The sequence below is a fragment of the Aeromonas oralensis genome (genome assembly GCF_049665575.1).
Classification (GTDB): Bacteria; Pseudomonadota; Gammaproteobacteria; order Enterobacterales; family Aeromonadaceae; genus Aeromonas; species Aeromonas hydrophila.
In genome coordinates, this window is the sequence record NZ_CP187186.1 from 2,447,665 (window position 1) to 2,468,556 (window position 20,892).

The following is a 20,892-nucleotide window of genomic DNA, read 5'->3' on the forward strand; positions in this document are numbered from 1 at the left end:
GTGCGTTTGAACAGAGCAAACGACACGTGACGACTTAAGGATGTAGTCGAACGGATGTAACCGAAGAATGGGCCCATCGGCTCTTTTGCAATACCTTCTGCCAACCACGGAGACACGCGATGAATATGGACGTAATCAAGACCTTTACCGAGCAGATGCAAGGCTTTGCCGCCCCCCTCACCCGTTACAACCAGCTGCTGGCCAGCAACATCGAGCAGCTGACCCGGCTGCAACTGGCGTCCGCCAACGCCTATGCCGAGCTGGGGCTGAACCAGCTGCAGGCCGCTGGCAAGGTGCAGGATGCCCAGAGCCTGGCGGCCCTCGGCACCGTCCAGCTGGAGACCGCCAGCCAGCTCTCCCGCCAGATGCTGGAGGACATCCAGAAGCTCAATACCCTCGGCCAGCAGTTCAAGGACGACCTCGACGCCCTGGCTGCTGACGGCATCAAAAAGAGCACGGGCAAGGCCTGATATCCCCCTGGCTGCCCGCGACGGGCAGCCACATCTCCCCATGCTCCGTCACGACAGGCTCGCCCTGCGCCGGGGATGGGTGAAGGAGAGAACATGAGCCAATCATCTTACGGCCCGCTGTTCGAGGCCCTGGCCCACTACAACGACAAGCTGCTGGACATGGCCAAGGCGCAGACCGAGCGCACGGCCCAAGCCCTGCTGCAGACCAATCTCGACGACCTCGGCCAGGTGCTGGAGCAGGGTAGCCAGCAGCCCTGGCAACTGATCAATGCCCAGATGAACTGGTGGCAGGATCAGCTCAAGCTGATGCAGCACACCCTGCTCAAAAGCGCAGGCCAGCAGAGCGAACCGCTCATCGCCCCGGAGCGCAGCGATCGCCGCTTCAAGGCCGACGCCTGGAGCGAGCAGCCCATTTATGACTACCTCAAACAATCCTATCTGCTGACCGCCAAGCACCTGCTGGCTTCGGTGGATGCCCTCGAGGGGGTGCCCCAGAAGAGCCGGGAGCGGCTGCGTTTCTTTACCCGTCAGTACATCAACGCCATGGCCCCCAGCAACTTTCTGGCCACCAACCCGGAGCTGCTCAAGCTGACCCTGGAGTCTGACGGCCAGAATCTGGTGCGCGGGCTGGCGCTGCTGGCCGAAGATCTCGAGCGCAGCGCCGATCAGCTCAACATCCGGCTGACCGACGAGTCCGCCTTCGAGCTCGGCCGGGATCTGGCGCTGACGCCGGGCCGGGTAGTCCAGCGCACCGAGCTGCATGAGCTCATTCAGTACAGCCCGACCACGGAAACGGTAGCCAGGACCCCGGTGTTGATCGTGCCGCCCTTCATCAACAAGTACTACATCCTGGACATGCGGCCCCAGAACTCCCTGGTGGCCTGGCTGGTCGCCCAGGGTCAGACGGTGTTCATGATCTCCTGGCGCAACCCGGGTCCGGCCCAGGCCGACATCGATATCGACGACTACGTGGTAGACGGGGTCATCGCCGCGCTGGATGGTGTGGAGGCGGCCACCGGCGAGCGCGAAGTGCACGGCATCGGTTACTGCATCGGCGGTACCGCCCTCTCCCTGGCCATGGGCTGGCTGGCCGCCAGGCGCCAGAAGCAGCGGGTTCGCTCCGCCACCCTGTTCACCACCCTGCTCGACTTCTCCCAACCGGGGGAACTTGGCATCTTTATCCACGAGCCCATCATTGCGGCGCTGGAAGCCCAGAACGAGGCCAAGGGCATCATGGACGGGCGCCAGCTGGCGGTCTCCTTCAGCCTGCTGCGGGAGAACAGCCTCTACTGGAATTACTACATCGACAGCTACCTCAAGGGGCAGAGTCCGGTGGCGTTCGATCTGCTGCACTGGAACAGCGACAGCACCAACGTGGCAGGCAAGACCCACAGCAGCCTGCTGCGCCGGCTCTATCTGGAGAACCAGCTGGTGAAGGGAGAGCTCAAGATCCGCCACACCCGCATCGATCTCGGCAAGGTGAAGACCCCGGTGCTGCTGGTCTCGGCCATGGACGATCACATCGCCCTCTGGCAAGGGACCTGGCAGGGCATGAAGCTGTTCGGTGGCGAGCAGCACTTCATCCTGGCTGAATCGGGCCACATCGCCGGCATCGTCAATCCGCCGGACGCCAACAAGTACGGCTTCTGGCAGAACGACGCCGAGGCCACCAGCCCCGAGGCGTGGCTCGCCGGCGCAAGCCATACCCCAGGCTCCTGGTGGCCGAAGATGGCAGCCTTCATCCAGAGCCGGGAAGAGGATCCCGCCCCCTTCCCGCTCGCATCCCGAGCGAAGGGCTGGAAGCGGCGCCCGGCAGCTACGTCAAGGTTCGGCTCAACCCGGTCTTTGCACAGACCCCCGAGGAGGAGCCCGCATGAGCACACTCCCCTTCGAGGTGGGCCAAAAGGCCAGCCTGACCAAGCGGTTCGGGGCAGCAGAGGTCGAGGTGTTTGCCGGGTTGTCGGAGGATTTCAATCCGCTGCACCTGGATCCCGCCTTCGCCGCCACCACGCCGTTCGAGCGCCCCATCGTGCACGGCATGCTGCTGGCCAGCCTCTTCTCGGGGCTGCTGGGCCAGCAGCTGCCGGGCAAGGGCACCGTCTACCTCGGTCAGAGCCTCGCCTTCAAGCAGCCGGTGTTTGTGGGGGATGAGGTGACGGCAGAGGTGGAGATCATCGCCCTGCGCAGCGACAAGCCCATCATCACCCTGGCCACCCGCATCCTGACGGCCACCGGCGCCATCGCCGTCAGCGGTGAAGCCGTGGTGAAGTTCGGCTGAAAAGGGTTTGCCCCATGATCTCAGTCAGCCCGGCCACAGCCGGGCTGACTGCTATGGTGTGTGCCCCAAAAATGGTCTTGCAAGCCACAATTGCCTGCAGACAAGTGCCCTTGCCCTTTCTTTGGCGGCCCGAACTGCCTAGAATAATCGCCCTGCTGTTTCAGCCATTCATCCACTAGAGGATTTTCCATGGAGACGTTTCTGCTCGAAGGCCACCCCTTCGTTGCCTTGTGCGACCTTATCAAACATCAGGGTTGGGCCGATTGTGGCGGTGCGGCCAAGGCGCTGGTCGCCGAAGGGCTGGTAGAGGTGGACGGTCAGGTCGAGACCCGCAAACGCTGCAAGATCGTGGCCGAGCAAGTAGTCAACTTCAACGGCATGAAAGTGGTCGTGAAAGCAGGCGTCAGCCCCGAGATCCTCTGATCTCGCTTGAATAAGGGCGCCGACGCGCCCTTTGGCATTCAGCTGGCCTTGATCGACAGGGTCAGCACGAAGCGCGCCATCGCCTCATCTCCGTTCAGTGACGGACAGGTGGCCACCACCTGGATGGGGCGGTTGATACGCTGACCGCTCGCCAGCGACTCGTCGATCATGGCGTCGATCTCCTCCCCAGCCGCGCAGTCAAACTGCACGTCCCCCTCGGGCCGTTTCAGAAACTCCCCCTGCACATCCTTGAAGGCGAAGTGTACCTTCTTGCGCCGCTGCCGCCCCTTCTCTATCACCAGCAGACCGCCCACCAGATCGGCGCCGGTGGCCAGCGCGCCGAAGTACATGCTGCCCAGGTGGTTGCGGGTGCGCCAGCCAAGCGGAATGCGAATGCGCAGCGCCTTGGCGCTCATCTCTTCGATGACGGGGGCACAAAATCCGATGACGGGGATGTAGCGCCAGGCAAAGAGCCGCAGCGCCAGGTTGGCCTTCAAACGTTGCAAATCCATATGCGAACTGATCCGACGAGTTGATGTAAACAGCATGTTGCCAGCATGGCTGGCGTTCGACAAGGACGCGGATCACGCTTGCCACCATTTCACCACCCAAAAAAGAGGGAACCGCACGGGTTCCCTCTGCTCATTCCTGTGGCGATCGATCAGGCTCGCTTCTCTTCGAGCCAGGCCCCTTGGCTCTGCATCTCGAACAACTGGGCATAATGGCCGCCCAGCGCCATCAGCTCGCCATGGGTACCCCGCTCGTTCACCTGACCGCGAGAGAGCAGCAGGATCTCGTCCGCATCGACGATGGTCGAGAGGCGGTGGGCGATGGCGATGGTGGTACGGCCGCGCCGTGCCGCCGCCAGCGCCGAAGAGAGGGCCAGCTCGGTCTGGGAGTCCACGCTGGCGGTCGCCTCGTCCAGAATGAGGATACGCGGATCCCCCACCAGGGCGCGGGCAAAGGAGAGCAGCTGGCGCTGGCCGGCGGAGAGGTTCTTGCCCCCTCCTCCATCAGGGTGTTCAAGCCCTCCGGCAGGCTCAGCACGAACTCGGCCAGCTGCACCTCGGTCAGCGCCTGCCAGAGGCGCGCCTCGTCGATGCCGTCGCGACCGAGCCGCAGGTTTTCCGCCAAGGTACCGACGAAGATAAAAGGATCTTGCTGGACCAGCCCGATGCTGCGGCGCACCGCCGAGAGCGACAGGCTCGCCATCGGATGATCATCGAAGCGAATGGTGCCCTGATCCAGCGGGTAGAAGCCCATCAGCAGGCTGATGATGGTGGACTTGCCGCTGCCGGTGTGACCCACCAGCGCCAGCATCTGGCCCGGTTTGGCGGTAAAGCTCACATCCCGCAGCACCTGTTGCTCGCCATCGTAGGAGAAACTCACCCGCTCGAAGCTCACCTGCCCCTGGAGCGGCCGCATCTCGCCCTCGGTGCTCTCGCGCGCTTCATCGAGCAGGGCAAAGACCCGCTCCCCGGCCACCATGGCCTGCTGCAACTGGTTGAGCTGGTTGGTCATCTCGATAAGCGGCTCGATCATCCGCCCCAGATAGCTGATGAAGGCGTAGAGCACCCCCACCTGGATGGCGCCATCCGCACTCAGCCCCTCACGGGCAAACAGCGCCAACAGGCCGATCAGCACCATCATGTAGAAGAGATCGATGAGCGGGCGCAGCAGGATGCCGTTGATCTTCAGGCTCTTGAGCCGCGCCGCCCAGTGCTGCTGATTCACCTCGGCAAAGGCGTTGGCGAAATGGCGCTCCTGCACCATGGCCTGAATGACCGGCATCCCCTGCAGCGACTCGTTGAGACGGCTGTTGATGTCGGAGAGCAGGCTGCGGGTCGCCCGCACCACAGGCACGCTCAGTTTCTGATAAAGCCACATTACTCCGCCCACTGCCGGCAACAGACAGGCGCACACCAGCATCAGCCGCAGATCCAGCAGCGCCATGGAGATGAGGATGCCGCACAGCAGCACCACCTTCTGCACCAACAGCCCGATCACCTGTACATAGAGGTTCATGATCGCCTCGGTGTCGTTGGTGATGCGCGAGATGAGCGAGCCGGAGCGATGCTGGTCAAAGTAACGGGCCGGCAGCCGGATGGCGGTGGCAAACACCTGCTCGCGCAGCCGCTGCACCACCGCCTGGGCGATGCGGTTGAAGCGCAGGGACTGCAGGTAGAAACCGGCCGCAGACAATACCTGCAAGCCGAGATAGCCGGCTGCGATGGCCGCGATGGCGGGCCACACCAGCTGGCGCGGCGCCAGATAGTCATCGATGAACAGCTTGATGAGCAAGGGACCGGCCACTTCGGCGCCGGTGGCCAACAGCAGGCAGATCCCCGCCTGAATGAGCCAGCGCGGATAACGGGCGCAGTACCCGAGCAGTCGTTTGATGGTCGGGTTCACAGGCGCTCCTCCACGTCTTGTTTCAGCCGCTGATGATGAGACTCCAGGCCGACATACCAGCACTCAGGCTCTGCGCCATACCGAGTGAAGGCACTCTTGATGAGTGGACTCACAGGCTCTCCTCCACGTCTTGCTCGAGACGCTGGTAACGCACCATGTCGGCATACCAGCCGTTGTAGGCCATCAGGGCACCGTGGCGACCCCGCTCACTGACATGACCCTGATCCAGCACCAGGATCTCGTCGGCCTGCTCCACCGCCGTCATCCGGTGGCTGACCAGGATCAGGGTACGCTTGTGGGCCTTGAGAGCGTGCAGGATCTGCTGCTCGGTGTGGGCATCCACCGCCGAGAGGGCATCGTCTAGCACCAGGATGGGCGCCTCCAGCAACAGGGCACGGGCGATGGCGAGCCGCTGTTTCTGGCCGCCGGAGAGGGTCACCCCCTTCTCCCCCACTTTGGTCTCATAGCCTTTGGGGAAACGGTTGATGTCGTCGTGCACGCAGGCGATACGCGCCACCTGCTCAATCTCCTCCCGGCTGGCATCGGGACGGCCGAGGGCGATGTTGGCGGCAATGGTGGTGGAGAAAAGAAACGGCTCCTGCGGCACATAGGCAAACTGGCCGCGCAGCTCACCCAGCGCCAATTGCGAGATGGGCACCTCCCCCATGCGGATCTCCCCCGTAGTGGGGTTGGCCAGTCGCATCAACAGCTTGAGCAGGGAACTCTTGCCCGCGCCAGTGCGCCCGACGATCCCCAGCATGCCGCCGGCTTGCAGGGTGAAATCCACATTGCGCAGCAGAGTGCGCTGCTCGAGCTGGTAGCTGAGCGCCGCGGCGCGCAGCGGAAAGGCCGAGGCCAGCGCCACCGGCTGGGCCGGCTCTTCGATGTCGCTACGCTCGCCGAGCAGGCTTTCGATCCGTGAATAGGCGGCGCTGCCACGCTCGATGATGTTGAACAACCAGGCGATGGCGAACATGGGCCAGATCAGCTGACCGAGGTACATGGTGAAGCTGGTGAGCTCCCCCAGGGTCAACTCATCACGCAGCACCAGAGCGCTGCCGCCGGCCACCGCCAGAAAGTAGGAGCAGCCGATGCACAGGTAAATCACGGGATCGAACTTGGCATCGATGCGGGCCACCGCCATGTTGCAGGCGCCCGCCTCCCGGGTCAGCTCGGCAAAACCGCGATCTTCGAGCGACTCTACCGCATAGGACTTGAGCACCCGCACGCCGGATAGCGCCTCCTGGGTCTTGTTGTTGAGCCGCGAGAAGGCACCCTGCGCCGCCTTGAACTCCTTGTAGATCTGGGTGCCGAAGCGGTTCATGAAGAACGCCATCACCGGCAACGGCAACAGGGAGAGCAGAGTCAGCTGCCAGGAGTACTGGCTGCACATGATGGAGAGCACCAGCACCCCGACGATGATGGAGTCCACCAGGGTCAACACCCCTTCCCCGGCGGTCATCTCCACCGCCTGGATGTCGTTGGTGGCGTGGGCCATCAGATCGCCGGTTCGGTGGCGCTGATAAAAGTCCGGGCTCATGCGGGTGAAGTGGCTGAACAGCCGGTTGCGCAGCACATAGGCGAGCCGATAGGAGGCGCCAAACAGCATGACCCGCCACACGTAGCGCAGCAGATAGATGAGCAAGCCAAGGCCAAACAGCCCGGCCAGATAGCCCGTCAGGGTTGCACTATCAAGGGATCCTTTGGCGATGCCATCCACCACCCAGCCCACCACCTTGGGCGGGATCACGGTCAACAGGGCCACCATCATCAACAGGGAGATGGCGATCAGGTAACGCCGCCACTGCTCCTTGAAGAACCAGCCCAGCCTTGCAAATACGCTCACGTAGATATCCTTTGTCGCGACCGGCCCAGAGCCGGCGCCCATCACGGGGAAACTCAATGCAATCGCCCCCGGCTGGGGGCGATACGAGGGGGTCATGATAGCCTGAAGCAAGCGGCTTGAGAATTATTGCTATTTCACCTGCTACAACAAGCGATCATCACGCTGTCCGAAGCCTGCGTACGGTGTTTCATGCTGCTCCCCGGTGAGCAGGAAGTGGGACACCTCCTCCCGGGTCAGACTGAACACCTGTTGCAACTGCTCCAGATCCTGCTCGGTCAGCTCCTCCTGCTGGCGCAACCGCCACTCCAGCTCACCGGCCATGATCTGCAGACGGGAGGCGGAAATATTGGCGGAGACCCCCTTGAGGGTATGCAGCAACCGGCAGGCGATATCGGGCTGCTGACGACGCAGGGCGGAGCGGATCTCCCACAGGTCATCCTTGTGCTCCGACATGAACAGCTTGAACAGGATCTGCAGTGCCTCCTTGTCCTGCTCCAGCCGCCTGAGAGCATCCTCCAGATCCAGCACTCCCATCAGGTCGGGCGGTTTCACCTCGAGCGGCACCCGCCGCTCGCCGCTGGCGCTCTTCACCCACTGCAGCAGGTTGTTGTAGAGATCGAGCTTGCTGACCGGCTTGGTGACATAGCCGTTCATGCCGACCCCGAGGCAACGTTCCCTGTCCCCCGGCATGGCGCTGGCAGTCAGGGCGATGATGGGGACATCGTGCTTGTCGACCATCTTGCGGATCTGGCGAGTGGCATCCAGCCCGTCCAGTACCGGCATCTGCAAGTCCATCAGAATCACGTCGAAGGGCTGCTCGGCCACCCGCTCGACCGCCTCCCGGCCGTTGCCCACCACAGTCACCAGAGCATCGACTCGGCGCAGGTATTCGATGATGAGCTGCTGGTTGACCCGGTTGTCCTCGGCCAGCAGTACCCGGATACCTTGCAGCAGCTCGCGAAAATGCTGCTGATCCCCCTGCGCCTCGGCCTGGCGGAACTGCTGATCGTGGGAGCTGCCGTTGAGCAGCTCGTCCACCTTGGCCAGCAGGGCATTTTCGGTCATCGGCTTGGGCAGGAAGTGGGTCAATCCCATGCTCTCCATCCGCCCATGCAGTCCCTCCTTGGCCCAGGCACTGGTCATCAGGATCGGCAAACGGCGCCACTGGCTGTGCTGATACATCTCGAGCGCCAGATCCAGCCCGTCTTCCTGCCCCATGCGCCAGTCCAGAATGGCCAGCCGGATATTCTGTCCCTCTTCCCGCAGCACCTGACGAGCCCGGGAGAGGCTGTTGACCGCCATCACCCTGGCACCGGCCCGGCCCAGGATATCCTTGGCCAGGTCCAGCACCAGCTCGTTGTCATCCATCACCAGCACCAGCGGCTGATGCTCGAAGAAGACCCGCCGCCCGGAGACGCCGTAGACAGCCTTGGTCATGGGGATCTCGAACTGGAAGACCGAGCCCGTTCCCGGCTTGCTCTGTACCGTGATCCGGCCCCCCATCAGTTCGACCAGACGCTGGGAGATGTTGAGACCCAGGCCGGAGCCGCCGTATTTGCGGGTATTGCCTGCCTCCAGTTGGGTGAAAGGCTGGAACAGCTGGGCCTGTTTCTCCTCGGCGATGCCGATGCCGGTGTCACGCACGCTGAAACGCACCTGCATGGGGTGCTGGTTGACCAGGGTGATGGCCACTTCCACCTCGCCCCGCTCGGTAAACTTGATGGCGTTGTTGACCAGATTGACCAGCACCTGGCCGAGGCGCAGCGGATCGCCGCGCAGAAAATCCGGCACGGCTGGCGACTTGTTGATAATGACCTCGACCTGCTTGCGCTCGGCCAGGTCGGCAAACATGCCAGCCAGCGAGTCGATCTGCTCGCTCAGATCGAAGTCGATCTCCTCCAGGGTCAGCTTGCCGGACTCCACCTTGGTCAGATCCAGAATGTCGTTGATGAGCAGCAGCAGGGTATCCGATGAGGATTTGATCTTGCTGAGATAATCCCGCTGCTGCTGATCCAGCTCAGTCTGCAATGCCAGCGAGCTGAACCCGATGATGGCGTTCATGGGGGTGCGGATCTCGTGGCTCATGTTGGCCAGAAAATCGCTCTTGGCCTGGGCCAGCAAGCCGGTCTGGCGCGACAGCTCGCTCAGCTTCTGGTTGCGCCGCCACAGGGTCACCGCCACCAGTCCGAAACAGAGCATGGCCCCCCCCAATACCATCAGATAGAAGCGGCTCTTGAGGGAGGAGGCCTGCTCCATCTTGCTCTGCTTCCAGAGTGACAGCCCCTCCAGTTCGTGCATGTCGATCACCTGGTTGCGCAGCACGTGGTACTCCACCACCTGATGGCTGACATCCTCGCTCAGCTGGGCCAGTCCCGCCACTTCGGGATTGGAAGGATAGGCCGTCTTGAGGCGTCGCTGCAGGGCCTGCAGCCGCAGCTGCTCGCCCTTGTCCCAGCTGCGTTTGAGGTAGTGACTGAGCTGGGCCAGCTCGGTCAGGTCGATGGCAAGCGGAGAGTCTGCCGGCAAGGTGGCTAGCAAGCCGTTGAGCTGCTTTTGAAAAGGCTGCTCTATGTACTCGATCGCCATCTCCATGGAATAAAGCTTGGCCAAGTCGAGCAAATAGCTGTCGATGTCGTGCAACAGGGATTGGGAGTGGGGATTATCGGCAGAGTCGGGATCGTTGCGCACCTGGCGCACAAAACTGTCGAGGTTGCTCGACAACTGGTTAAGACGTTGCTGTACGTTGCCGTCGTTGGCTTTCTCGCGGCCAAGCAGATAGACGGTGTCGGTATTGACCCGGTTGAGGATCAACTCTGCCGCAACGCTGAGTTCGGAGGCCTTCTGCTGCTGGCTGAGCAGCTGCCAGCAATAGCCGGAAAACCCCAGCAGCGATACGATGATCAGGCTAAGCACAACACGATTGACCCGTGTCACATTATTCATCCCGTCTCGATTCTCATGTCATGGCCACGTATCCACCGACATCATGTCGACACAGGATCACTGGCTGTGAAAGATAACTGGCGACTATGTTACCGTTACTCTGCCCTGTCAGTGCAATAAGATGTTGCAGGGCTTATGTATACAGGAATCAATTATGTCATTTATCACTACCTATTGTAGCTATTGCTTCACCAGGAACCGCCTGCCTGAAGAAAAAGTGGATTCAAACGCGAAATGCGGCCGCTGCAAGAGCGGGCTGTTCACCACCAGCCCGGTCAACGGCCAGGAGCAGCAGTTCGATACCCTGATCCAGTCTGACATCCCGGTCGTGGTCGACTTCTGGGCCAGCTGGTGCGGGCCATGCCTTCAATTTTCACCTGTTTTTCAACAAGTTGCCAGTGAACTTGAACCAAGGCTCCGTTTCGTCAAGGTCGATACCGAGCAACAAGCCGCCATTGCGGCCCGTTACGCCATTCGCAGCATTCCCACCCTGATGGTCTTCAAGCAGGGCAAGATGGTGGCACAGCGCAGTGGCTCCCTTCCTCCCAGTCTGTTCAAGGAGTGGTTGCACAGCTTCATCTAAGCCACAAATGATACCGATATGTTTAATTTGTGTTTATTTAATGTTTTCGCTTGCCTTGACTCTGTGAGTCCCGGCATGCTTTGACCAGTTCCCCCTGTTTCGAACGGGGGGATGAATGTAATCTCGGCAACACAACAACAACCATAAATTAACCGAGAGAACAATATGCACACATCTGCAGTACCCTCCACTACCCCATCACGCTGGCTGGACATCAAATCCGGGATCGTCATCCTGGATGTGTTGCTGCTCTGTGCCATGCTGGCCTGGCTCCCCTTTGACCCCAACGTCAACAAGGGGCTGGGGATCCTGGTCTTCATCGCCATCCTCTGGCTGACTGAAGCAGTCAACATCACCATCACGGCCCTCTCCATCCCGGTACTTGCCACCCTGCTCGGTGTCTTTGACATGAGCAAGTCCCTGACGGACTTCGCCAACCCGGTACTGTTTCTGTTCTTCGGCGGCTTTGCACTGGCCGCTGCACTCTCCAAACAGGGGCTGGATACCCAGATCGCCGCCAAGGTGATGCAGCTTGCCAGAGGCCATCTCGGCTGGGCCGCCATCGTGCTCTTCACCATCACGGCCGCCCTCTCCATGTGGATCAGCAACACCGCCACCGCCGCCATGATGATGCCGCTGGCCCTCGGCATGCTGAAAGGTATCGATGCCCACAAGGAGCGCCGTACCCTGGTCTTCGTCCTGCTGGGAGTCGCCTACAGCGCCAGCATCGGCGGCATCGGCACCCTGGTCGGCAGCCCGCCCAACGCCATCGCAGCTGCCCAGATGGGGCTGGGTTTCACCGACTGGATGAAGTTCGGCATCCCGGTGGTACTCATCTTCATGCCGGTGGGCATCGGCCTGCTTTATATGGTGACCCGTCCCAACCTCTCCCATCAGGTCAGCACCGAGAAGGTCACCATCCAGTGGACCGGTCAACGCAAGATCACCCTGCTCATCTTCCTGACCACAGTACTGCTGTGGATCGGCTCCCAGCCCATCGCCAAGGCACTGGGAGGCATTCCCCAGTTCGATACCCTGATCGCCATGGGCGCCATCGTGGCCATTGCCATCAGCCGGGTGGCCAGCTGGGATGACATCAACCAGAACACCGACTGGGGCGTGCTGATGCTGTTTGGTGGCGGCCTCACCTTAAGCGCCATCCTGAAGCAGACCGGGGCCAACGCCTTCCTGGCGGAGCACCTCTCCAACGGTCTGGCCACCATGCCGATCTTTATCATCCTGCTCTGTCTGGCCGCGTTCGTGGTATTCCTGACCGAGCTGGTCTCCAACACCGCTACTGCCGCCCTGCTGGTACCGCTGTTTGCCGGGGTAGCCCAGGCGCTGGGGGTATCGCCCATCGTCGTCTCCGTGCTGATCGCCGTCGGCGCCTCCTGCGCCTTCATGCTGCCGGTGGCCACCCCGCCCAACGCCATCGTGTTCGCCAGCGGCCATATCAAACAGCGTGAGATGATGCGGGCCGGCCTGGTGCTGAACCTGGTCTTCACCGTCATTCTGACCCTGCTCGCCTACTTCATGGGCGACATACTGCACTGATATGCCGAGTACCAAGAGGCCCCTGACGGGGCCTTTTTATTGCATCTTCTGCATGCAATCTCGACAAGCCCCCCTCTCACCCGTGCATCGCCACTGTTCTCAGCTAAAAGAGCCGTATTGTGAAGGTTCTGGTTTGACGTTTCCCGCTTGTGCTCTCTTTTCCTCAATCCCCATCACCAACACCGCCCACCCAAAATAAAAAACCCCCGCATGGCGGGGGTTTGCTGGTTTACCGTCAGGTCAGCCGATGCTGCAGGGTTTCAATCGCCAGATGCGATCCACATAGTCCTGGATGGAGCGATCGGAGTTGAATTTGCCCATAGTGGCCGAGTTGATGATGGCCTTCTTCGCCCACAGAGCCGGATCCCGATACCAGGTATCGATCAGCTTGTGGGCTTCCGAGTAGGAGGCGAAATCGGCCAGGGTCAGGTAGGGATCCCCCCTTCCAGCAAGGAACGCTTGATGGAGGAGAGCTCGCCCGGACGACCCGGCGTGAAATAGTCGGTATCAAACCAGTCCAGCACGGCCTTGAGCTCGGAGTTGGCATAGTAGAAGTCATACGGGTTGTAGCCGCGCCCCTTCAATGCCTTCACTTCGTCAACGTTCAGACCGAAGATGGCGCAGTTCTCGGCTCCCGCCTCTTCGGCGATCTCGATATTGGCGCCGTCCAGCGTGCCGATGGTGATGGCACCGTTGAGCGCCATCTTCATGTTGCCGGTACCGGAGGCTTCATAGCCGGCGGTGGAGATCTGCTCGGAGACATCCGCCGCCGGGATCAGCTTCTCGGCCAGGCTCACGCGGTAGTTCGGCATGAACACCACTTTCAGCTTGCCCTGGATGCGGGCATCGTTGTTGACCCGCTCCGCCAGCTTGTTGATGGCGTAGATGATGTCTTTGGCCAGCTTGTAACCAGGCGCCGCCTTGGAGCCGAAGATGAACACCCGCGGGTGCATGTCATAGTCGGGGTTGGCCAGCAGGCGACGGTAGAGCGCCATGATATGGATGAGGTTCAGCTGTTGACGCTTGTACTCGTGCAGACGCTTGATCTGCACGTCGAAGATCGCCTCCGAACTCACCTCGATGCCGGTTTCGGCCTTGATCACCTTGACCAGCTTCTCCTTGTTGTGGCGCTTGATGGTCATGAACTGCTGCTGGAATGCCGTGTCGTCGGCAAATTTGACCACGCTGCGCAGCTTGTCGAGCTGCAGCGGCCACTCTTTGCCCACCACCTCGTTGTAAAGCTCGGCCAGTTCCGGGTTGCAGGCCAGCAGCCAGCGACGCGGGGTCACCCCGTTGGTGACATTGCACATCTTCTGGGGCCACAGCTCGGCATACTCGGGGAAGAGATCTTCCTTCACCAGTTTGGAGTGGATCTCGGCCACACCGTTGACCTTGGAGGAGCCAATGACGCACAGGTTGCCCATGCGCACCTTGCGCACATCACCCTCTTCGATGATGGAGAGCTTGGCCTTGATGGCATCGTTACCCGGCCACTTGGGCTCCACCAGCTCGCTCAGGAAGCGAGCGTTGATCTCGTAAATCACCTCAAGATGACGGGGCAGCACCTTCTCGAACAGACTGACCGACCACTTCTCCAGCGCTTCCGGCAGCAGGGTGTGGTTGGTGTAGGAGAAGACCTGATAGCTGATGGCCCAGGCCGCGTCCCAGGTCAGCCCCTCTTCGTCCACCAGCACCCGCATCAGTTCGGGGATGGCCACGGTGGGGTGGGTATCGTTGAGCTGGATGGCAATCTGGGCGGCAAAGTTGCTGAAGTCGGCGCCATGCACCCGCTTGTAGCGACGCATGATGTCCTTGATGGAGCAGGCACAGAAAAAGTACTGCTGGATCAGACGCAGCTCTTTGCCCGCATCGGTCTCATCGTTCGGATAGAGCACCTTGGAGATGGTCTCGGCCTGGGCTTTCTCCGCCTGGGAGTCGATATAACCGCCGGCGTTGAACACGTCCCAGTCAAAGAACTCGGAGGCGCGGGATTCCCACAGGCGCAGGATGTTGACGGTATGACCGCCAAAGCCGACCACCGGGATATCCCAAGGCACCCCTTTGATCTTGCGGCCAGCGTGCCACACCTTCTTGAGGCCACCGTTGTCACCAAAGACGGTCTCGACATAGCCATAGAGCGGGATCTCCTGCACGGATTCCGGGCGGCAGATCTCCCAGGGGTTGCCATATTCACGCCAGGAGTCGGGGCGCTCAATCTGGCGACCATCCTGAATTTCCTGACGGAACAGGCCGTGCTCGTAGTGGATACCATAACCGACCGCCGGGTAGTTCAGGGTCGCCAGGGAATCGATGAAGCAGGCGGCCAGACGGCCCAGACCGCCGTTGCCGAGCGCCATGTCGGGCTCTTGTTCACACAGATCGGTCAGCTCCAGACCGAGTTCACCCAGCGCCTCTTCGCAAACTTTGTACAGGGAGAGGTTGTGCAGGTTGTTGGAGGTCAAACGCCCCATCAGAAATTCAGCAGAGAGATAGTGAATCGCACGAGTATCTTTCTTGAAGTGAGTCTGTTGAGTACGGGTCAGGCGCTCGTACACCTGTTCGTTGACGGCGGCTGCGGTCGCTTTCCACCACGCTTCTGGCGAGGCTTTCTGTTCGCTTGTACCCAAGGTAGAACGCAGGTGACGCACGATACTCGCCTTGAGCTGATCTTTATCCAGTTGGAGATCCTGGTCTGTCTTCTTCTTGGTAGCCATAAACCATTTCCTTCGTTACAGAATAATAAATTGTTATCCCATCAGGGACCGGCGCTGTTGTTATCTCAGAATATGTTCCGGCGTGGGCATACTAGCTAAAGCCGCTGGTTTAAAAGTTAACGCAAGTCACACTTTAACGCATAAAAATGACAGTTCAAGCTTGAAAACCCTTTCCTAAAACCTGCCATTATGAATCTTTAATTTCATTTAAAATCATACAGTTAATATCTTCATGAAAATATAAATACGTGAATAGGTTTTCAATGATTGCCAAGTGCTGAAAATCCTTGAAAATAACCGAAAATTCAGCGCACATTGAAAACGATTTCAATGTGCGCTGTTCATGAGAAACAAAGGCCAAGGCTGTTCGGTTGATTTCTGCGGGTCAACCATGGGCCTTGAACTGGTTGCTCATGGGGTCATAGTGATAGCCTATCTGCAATAAGCGGGTAGCCAGCTGATCCTCCGTCATGTCGTAGTAGGCCAACAACTCTTCCAGCCCGTCACACTCCAGCCGCAGCTTCTCATTGATGATCCCGAGCAGGATATTGGCATCCAGTCGTTGCAAGGTGCTGACGTCCATCTCATCTCTCCTCTGTGCAAGACATACTGTATAACCATGGGCGTCCCCTCCTGCTTTGTCCATAGGCTAAAAAACACCCACCGCCAACATAAAATAAATAACCTTTACAATCAACAACATAGACTAAACCACTGCCAATTCGATCACATTTTAGAGCACAAATGGCTTGTCACTGGCTTCAACAGTAACTACTGTATGCACATACAGCATGGTTATTCATACAGGACAAACATATGAGCCAGCCCATGAGTCAGCACCCGATCACCACCTCAGCCGGTATGAGCAATCCCTGGCCCACCCGGCATCAAGGCAACATGGATGATGAGCGTTATAGCGCAACGATTGCCCATGAAGCTCCACTGCTTGATGAACTGGTGAGACTGAGCCATGGCGATACCGGCTGGATCCTGTTGATCGCGCCACCCGGTCTGCCGGTAGCCAAGCAGCTGCAGGCACAAGGGATCAATCCCGCCAGAGTATTGGTGGTGCATAGCCCCAAGATCAAAAACTGGCAGCGGACGCTGGAACAGAGTCTGGGCAACGGCCGCTGCGCCGCCGTGCTGACCTGGCTGCCGGAGCAGGTCATGCTGGATCGCGCCAAGTTGAGCAAGTTGGGACAACGCTGCGGGGTTCTGACCCGTTTCTTCGAGCCGGCCACATCCTCTCCTGTCCACAGTGGTTCACTGGTCTATGGCGGGCAGGACGTCTATCTCAACCACTGACAGGTGCCAAGAGTGTGAGGAGGAGTCTTGTAGTATGAGCTGGAGAGTTGAACGGGCTTTTCGGTTGGCGCTCAATCACTGAGTGACAAGAGCCTTGCAACCATCAGACAACAGCGGCAAGTGCCTGCCGACAGACGGAAGTGGAAGCCGGCATTGCAAGCAAGGTACAGAGCCCCTCGCACCGAGCACAGTTAGCAGTTAGCAGTTAGCAGTTAGCAGTTAGCAGTTAGCAGTTAGCAGTTAGCAGTTAGCAGTTAGCAGTTAGCAGTTAGCAGTTAGCAGTTAGCAGTTAGCAGTTAGCAGTTAGCAGTTGGCACTCATGCGACTGCACGCAGACCAAAAGAGAAGGCGACCCTGGGGTCGCCTTCGTTCTGTCTGTTAGACGGTAGCTGTATGACGGTGATATCCACGGCGGTCACACGCCGCGTCTCTTCACGCTTCACGCTGAGCCTCGAGAAAAGTCTCAAGACCGCGAGTGAACAGCCATCAAACCGCTTTCGCTCACGCCAGTTTGCTGTCGAGCTCGGCAATCTTCGCAGACCAGTAAGCCGGGCCTGTTTCATGGATATTGTTGCCCTGAGAGTCCACCGCCACGGTCACCGGCATGTCTTCCACCTCGAACTCATAGATGGCTTCCATACCCAGATCGGCAAAGGCCACTACCCGCGCCTTCTTGATGGCCTTGGCCACCAGATAGGCGGCGCCGCCGACGGCCATCAGATAGACAGCCTGGTGCTGCTTGATGCTCTCGACCGTCTTGGGGCCTCGCTCGGATTTGCCGATCATGCCGATGAGGCCAGTCTCACCTAGCATCATGTCGGTGAACTTGTCCATCCGGGTGGAGGTGGTCGGGCCGGCCGGGCCGACCACTTCATCACGCACGGCATCGACCGGGCCAACGTAGTAGATGAAACGGTTGGTGAAGTCGACCCCTTCCGGCAGCCCCTCGCCTTTTTTCAGCATGTCGGCAATGCGTTTGTGAGCGGCATCGCGACCGGTCAGGATCTTGCCGGAGAGCAGCACGGTATCCCCGCTCTTCCAGCTAGCAAGCTCTGCCTTGGTGATGCCGTCGACATTGACACGGCGTACGTTGCCGCCAGCCGAGCGGGTGATCTCCGGCCAATCTTCCAGCTTCGGCGGAGTCAGCTCGGCCGGGCCGGAGCCATCCAGTTCGAAGTGCACGTGTCGGGTCGCCGCGCAGTTGGGGATCATCACCACCGGCTTGGAGGCGGCGTGGGTCGGCGCAGATTTCACCTTCACATCCAGCACGGTAGTGAGACCGCCGAGCCCCTGGGCACCGATGCCCAGCTTGTTGACCTTGTCGTAGAGCTCGACCCGCAACTTCTCTTCGGTGGTATCCGGGCCACGGGTGATCAGCTCCTGGATGTCGATATGCTCCATCAGGGCTTCTTTGGCCAGTACAGCCGCCTTCTCGGCAGTACCGCCGATGCCGATCCCCAACATGCCGGGTGGACACCAGCCGGCCCCCATGGTCGGCACGGTTTTGAGTACCCACTCCACCACGTCGTCGGAGGGGTTGAGCATCACCATCTTGGACTTGTTCTCGGAGCCGCCGCCCTTGGCCGCGATGCTCACTTCCACCTTGTCACCCGGGATCATGTCGATATGCACCACGGCCGGGGCATTGTCCTTGGTGTTCTTGCGACTGCCGGCGGGATCGGCCAACACGGAGGCGCGCAGCGGGTTGTCCGGATTGGTGTAGGCACGGCGGGTGCCCTCATCCACCATCTCCTGCACCGTCATGTCGCTGTCCCACTGCACCTGCATGCCGATCTTGACGAAGCAGGTGACGATGCCGGTATCCTGACACAAAGGGCGATGCCCTTCGGCGGACATGCGGGAGTTGATCAGGATCTGGGCCAGGGCGTCCTTGGCGGCCGGGTTGATTTCGCGGTCATAGGCTGCCTTGGCGGCCTGCACAAAATCGAGGGGGTGGTAGTAGGAGATGTACTGCAGGGCGTCGGCGATGGAATCGATAAAATCCTGTTTTTTAATGATGCTCATATCATCCTCACTGGTCCTTGTCTCCGGCTCGATGCAGAGCAAGGGCTTCCATATGAGCCGTGCTTCGGTGGGGTGGTGCCAGGCGGCTTGCCTGTCGGCCCGATAAGACAACGGCGTGTTTTTTCTAAAAATTCCGGCGGCTATGATACGCTTGCCACCCCCGTACCGGCTAGGGAGCAGGCTGTAAACTGTTGCCTGTGTAACAAAAAATGAAACCAACGCTGCATATCCACCATTTTGATCACCAGACGGCACTCCATGCCCTGTTCGCACGCCTTCATCATCTGCCCTGGGCCATGTTGCTGGAATCCGCCGGCCCGCTGGGAGCAGACAACCGCTTTGACATCATCACCGCCGATCCGCTGGCCACTTTGCAGACCGAGGGGACGCTGACCCGCATCGCGCAGGGTGATCAGCACGAATCCCATGAAGATGATCCGTTGACGCTGCTGTCCCAACGCCAACACGCCCTGCTGGGAGAGGTCATCAATCAGGCGGCGCCCCTGCCCTTCATCGGCGGTGCACTCGGCCTGTTTGGCTATGATCTGGGCCGCCGTTTCGAGCGTTTGCCGTGCCTGGCCGCCCGTGACGTGACCATCCCGGACATGGCGGTCGGCATCTATGACTGGGCCCTGCTGCGGGACGTGGCAACGGGCCAGTGGCAGCTGGTGCACTGGGGCGATGAGGCCGGCCTTGCCCGCCGCCTGCAGTGGCTCAAGGCGCAGCAGGCAACCGCCACTGAGCCCTTTGCCTTGCAGGGAAGATGGCAGAGCAACATGAGCCGCGCGCAATACGGTGACAAGTTTGCCAAGGTCCAGGCCTATCTGGCCGCCGGGGACTGCTATCAGATCAACCTGACCCAGCGCTTCAGCGCGCCCTATCGGGGCGACGAGTGGCAGGCTTATCAGGCGCTGTCCCAAGCCAACCGCGCCCCCTTCTCGGCTTTCCTGCGCTTGCCGCAGGGCGCCATATTGAGCCTTTCCCCCGAGCGTTTCCTGCTGCTCGATCAGCGCCATATCGAGACCAAGCCCATCAAGGGCACCCGCCCGCGACTGTCCGACCCGGAGCAAGATCAGGCCAGTGCCCTGGAGCTGGCTGGCGCCGACAAGGACAGATCGGAGAATCTGATGATCGTGGATCTGCTGCGCAACGACATCGGCCGGGTGAGTCGACCCGGCTCGGTCAGCGTACCCAGTCTGTTTGCGGTAGAGTCCTTTCCGGCGGTGCATCACCTGGTGTCTACCATCCACGGCGAACTGGACGCCCAGTGGCAGGCGGTGGACCTGCTGCGCGCCTGTTTCCCCGGCGGTTCCATCACCGGTGCCCCCAAGATCCGGGCCATGGAGATCATCGAAGAGCTGGAGCCCCAGCGGCGCAACGCCTACTGCGGCAGCATCGGCTATCTGAGCCAGCACGGCCGGATGGATACCAGCATCTGCATCCGCACCCTGATCGCCGCACAGGGCCAGCTCCACTGCTGGGCCGGTGGCGGCGTCATTGCCGACTCCGAGGTGGACGACGAATATCAGGAAACCTATGACAAGGTGGCCCGCATTCTGCCGCTGCTGGACACACTGCGTTGAAAACCTGACAAAATGGATCACAGCAACTGGAGCGAAGAAGAATCGAGATGGACCGTGCCGAACTGCTGACCCGCTTTTTATTGCAACGCCCCGCCCCCGCCCACCGGCTGACGGTGGCCGGGCTCAAGCCCGCCGCCGTGCTGCTGCCGCTGGTCGAGCGGGCCGACGGCCTGCAACTGCTGCTGACCCGGCGCAGTCCGCACCTGCGCCACCACGCAGGGCAAATAAGCTTCCCTGGCGGCAGGCAGGATCCGGACGACCGGGATTTGATCCACACGGCGCTGCGGGAAACTCAGGAAGAGCTCGGCATAGTCCCTGCCCAGATAGAGGTGCTGGGTACCCTCACCCCCCTCAACACCGTCTCCCAATACGACGTGCTGCCGGTGCTGGGGCTGGTCACGGCCGACTATCAGCTGACCCTGAGCCGGGACGAGGTCGACCAGGCTTTCGAAGTGCCGCTCAACCACCTGCTGGATCCACGCCACCATATCGCGCTCACCATTCCCAGAACCGATCATTTGCACACCATCTATTGGATCCCCTGGCAGCACCACTTCATCTGGGGCGCCACCGCCAGCATGATCCGCCAACTCTATCGGCAACTTTCCATATAACATTTTGCCTACAAAAGGTTGTGCAACATTCGCGCATTAACATTAAACTAACGTAGGTTTTTATAAAAAATAATTGATTAATTCTTCTTTCGATCACATTTCCACAAAAGAATGCGGGTTTGAGCCCCATAAAGGTGAATTT

At 60.3% G+C, this 20,892-nt stretch carries 13 protein-coding genes and 3 pseudogenes; 9 read left to right on the forward strand and 7 right to left on the reverse strand.

Annotation, left to right across the window (positions count from 1 at the left end; genetic code table 11):
• Nucleotides 1–119 precede the first annotated feature (119 nt).
• From ACPDZI_RS11535 to ybcJ, 4 genes and pseudogenes are all read left to right on the forward strand, one after another.
• Nucleotides 120–470, forward strand: coding sequence for a phasin family protein (locus tag ACPDZI_RS11535; RefSeq protein WP_438833144.1), 351 nt, complete (start codon nt 120–122; stop codon nt 468–470).
• 93 nt (nt 471–563) lie between these two features.
• A pseudogene (locus tag ACPDZI_RS11540) lies at nt 564–2,347 on the forward strand (class I poly(R)-hydroxyalkanoic acid synthase).
• Complete coding sequence (locus tag ACPDZI_RS11545) at nt 2,344–2,748, forward strand: MaoC family dehydratase (protein ID WP_146061762.1); 405 nt, start codon at nt 2,344–2,346, stop codon at nt 2,746–2,748. The pseudogene ACPDZI_RS11540 and the gene ACPDZI_RS11545 overlap by 4 nt, the downstream one beginning before the upstream one ends.
• A gap of 189 nt (nt 2,749–2,937) precedes the next feature.
• A complete protein-coding gene (gene ybcJ / locus ACPDZI_RS11550; RefSeq protein WP_194759638.1) occupies nt 2,938–3,171 on the forward strand; it encodes a ribosome-associated protein YbcJ in 234 nt (77 codons plus the stop codon).
• A gap of 38 nt (nt 3,172–3,209) precedes the next feature.
• Here the strand turns inward: ybcJ and ACPDZI_RS11555 are convergent, their stop codons facing one another.
• The 4 genes and pseudogenes from ACPDZI_RS11555 to ACPDZI_RS11570 form a co-directional block, all read right to left on the reverse strand.
• Nucleotides 3,210–3,683, reverse strand: coding sequence for a DUF4442 domain-containing protein (locus tag ACPDZI_RS11555; RefSeq protein ID WP_438833145.1), 474 nt, complete (start codon nt 3,681–3,683; stop codon nt 3,210–3,212).
• A gap of 149 nt (nt 3,684–3,832) precedes the next feature.
• Nucleotides 3,833–5,583: pseudogene (locus tag ACPDZI_RS11560) on the reverse strand (ABC transporter transmembrane domain-containing protein).
• Between the two features lie 109 nt (nt 5,584–5,692).
• The gene (locus tag ACPDZI_RS11565; RefSeq protein ID WP_438833146.1) at nt 5,693–7,429 is read right to left on the reverse strand and encodes an ABC transporter transmembrane domain-containing protein; all 1,737 of its coding nucleotides are present in this window, start codon (nt 7,427–7,429) and stop codon (nt 5,693–5,695) included.
• 141 nt (nt 7,430–7,570) lie between these two features.
• Nucleotides 7,571–10,372, reverse strand: a complete 2,802-nt coding sequence (locus ACPDZI_RS11570; RefSeq protein WP_168965302.1) for a response regulator — start codon at nt 10,370–10,372, stop codon at nt 7,571–7,573.
• 154 nt (nt 10,373–10,526) lie between these two features.
• On the opposite strand from ACPDZI_RS11570, the gene trxC reads away from it, so the two are divergent.
• Nucleotides 10,527–10,955, forward strand: a complete 429-nt coding sequence (trxC, locus tag ACPDZI_RS11575) for a thioredoxin TrxC (protein ID WP_438833147.1) — start codon at nt 10,527–10,529, stop codon at nt 10,953–10,955.
• Nucleotides 10,956–11,120: 165 nt separating this feature from the next.
• Complete coding sequence (locus ACPDZI_RS11580; RefSeq protein WP_076360861.1) at nt 11,121–12,509, forward strand: SLC13 family permease; 1,389 nt, start codon at nt 11,121–11,123, stop codon at nt 12,507–12,509.
• A gap of 240 nt (nt 12,510–12,749) precedes the next feature.
• On the opposite strand, the pseudogene ACPDZI_RS11585 reads toward ACPDZI_RS11580, so the two are convergent.
• Nucleotides 12,750–15,223 (reverse strand): annotated as a pseudogene (locus ACPDZI_RS11585) (glycogen/starch/alpha-glucan phosphorylase).
• Nucleotides 15,224–15,608: 385 nt separating this feature from the next.
• Nucleotides 15,609–15,806 carry a DUF4250 domain-containing protein gene (locus ACPDZI_RS11590; RefSeq protein WP_005300391.1) on the reverse strand — a complete coding sequence of 66 codons (198 nt, stop codon included), beginning with the start codon at nt 15,804–15,806 and terminating at the stop codon, nt 15,609–15,611.
• A gap of 233 nt (nt 15,807–16,039) precedes the next feature.
• Here ACPDZI_RS11590 and ACPDZI_RS11595 point away from each other — a divergent pair, with 233 nt between their 5' ends.
• Entirely contained in the window at nt 16,040–16,528 is a 489-nt protein-coding gene (locus tag ACPDZI_RS11595) for a cell division inhibitor (protein ID WP_438833148.1), read from the forward strand.
• 501 nt (nt 16,529–17,029) lie between these two features.
• Here ACPDZI_RS11595 and ACPDZI_RS11600 read toward each other — a convergent pair.
• The gene (locus tag ACPDZI_RS11600) at nt 17,030–18,553 is read right to left on the reverse strand and encodes a fumarate hydratase (protein ID WP_438833149.1); all 1,524 of its coding nucleotides are present in this window, start codon (nt 18,551–18,553) and stop codon (nt 17,030–17,032) included.
• Nucleotides 18,554–18,849: 296 nt separating this feature from the next.
• On the opposite strand from ACPDZI_RS11600, the gene pabB reads away from it, so the two are divergent.
• Complete coding sequence (gene pabB, locus ACPDZI_RS11605) at nt 18,850–20,136, forward strand: aminodeoxychorismate synthase component I (protein ID WP_438834569.1); 1,287 nt, start codon at nt 18,850–18,852, stop codon at nt 20,134–20,136.
• A gap of 47 nt (nt 20,137–20,183) precedes the next feature.
• Entirely contained in the window at nt 20,184–20,750 is a 567-nt protein-coding gene (locus ACPDZI_RS11610; protein ID WP_438833150.1) for a CoA pyrophosphatase, read from the forward strand.
• Nucleotides 20,751–20,892 lie beyond the last annotated feature (142 nt).

What these genes read in the sequence shown, in the direction of transcription:
- ACPDZI_RS11595 (WP_438833148.1), top strand. Translation starts at nt 16,040, where the DNA reads ATGAGCCAGCCCATGAGTCAGCACCCGATCACCACCTCAGCCGGTATG.
- ACPDZI_RS11555 (WP_438833145.1), bottom strand. Translation starts at nt 3,683, where the DNA reads ATGGATTTGCAACGTTTGAAGGCCAACCTGGCGCTGCGGCTCTTTGCC.
- pabB (WP_438834569.1), top strand. Translation starts at nt 18,850, where the DNA reads ATGTTGCTGGAATCCGCCGGCCCGCTGGGAGCAGACAACCGCTTTGAC.
- ACPDZI_RS11590 (WP_005300391.1), bottom strand. Translation starts at nt 15,806, where the DNA reads ATGGACGTCAGCACCTTGCAACGACTGGATGCCAATATCCTGCTCGGG.
- trxC (WP_438833147.1), top strand. Translation starts at nt 10,527, where the DNA reads ATGTCATTTATCACTACCTATTGTAGCTATTGCTTCACCAGGAACCGC.
- ACPDZI_RS11580 (WP_076360861.1), top strand. Translation starts at nt 11,121, where the DNA reads ATGCACACATCTGCAGTACCCTCCACTACCCCATCACGCTGGCTGGAC.
- ACPDZI_RS11545 (WP_146061762.1), top strand. Translation starts at nt 2,344, where the DNA reads ATGAGCACACTCCCCTTCGAGGTGGGCCAAAAGGCCAGCCTGACCAAG.
- ybcJ (WP_194759638.1), top strand. Translation starts at nt 2,938, where the DNA reads ATGGAGACGTTTCTGCTCGAAGGCCACCCCTTCGTTGCCTTGTGCGAC.
- ACPDZI_RS11535 (WP_438833144.1), top strand. Translation starts at nt 120, where the DNA reads ATGAATATGGACGTAATCAAGACCTTTACCGAGCAGATGCAAGGCTTT.
- ACPDZI_RS11610 (WP_438833150.1), top strand. Translation starts at nt 20,184, where the DNA reads ATGGACCGTGCCGAACTGCTGACCCGCTTTTTATTGCAACGCCCCGCC.
- ACPDZI_RS11570 (WP_168965302.1), bottom strand. Translation starts at nt 10,372, where the DNA reads ATGAATAATGTGACACGGGTCAATCGTGTTGTGCTTAGCCTGATCATC.
- ACPDZI_RS11600 (WP_438833149.1), bottom strand. Translation starts at nt 18,553, where the DNA reads ATGAGCATCATTAAAAAACAGGATTTTATCGATTCCATCGCCGACGCC.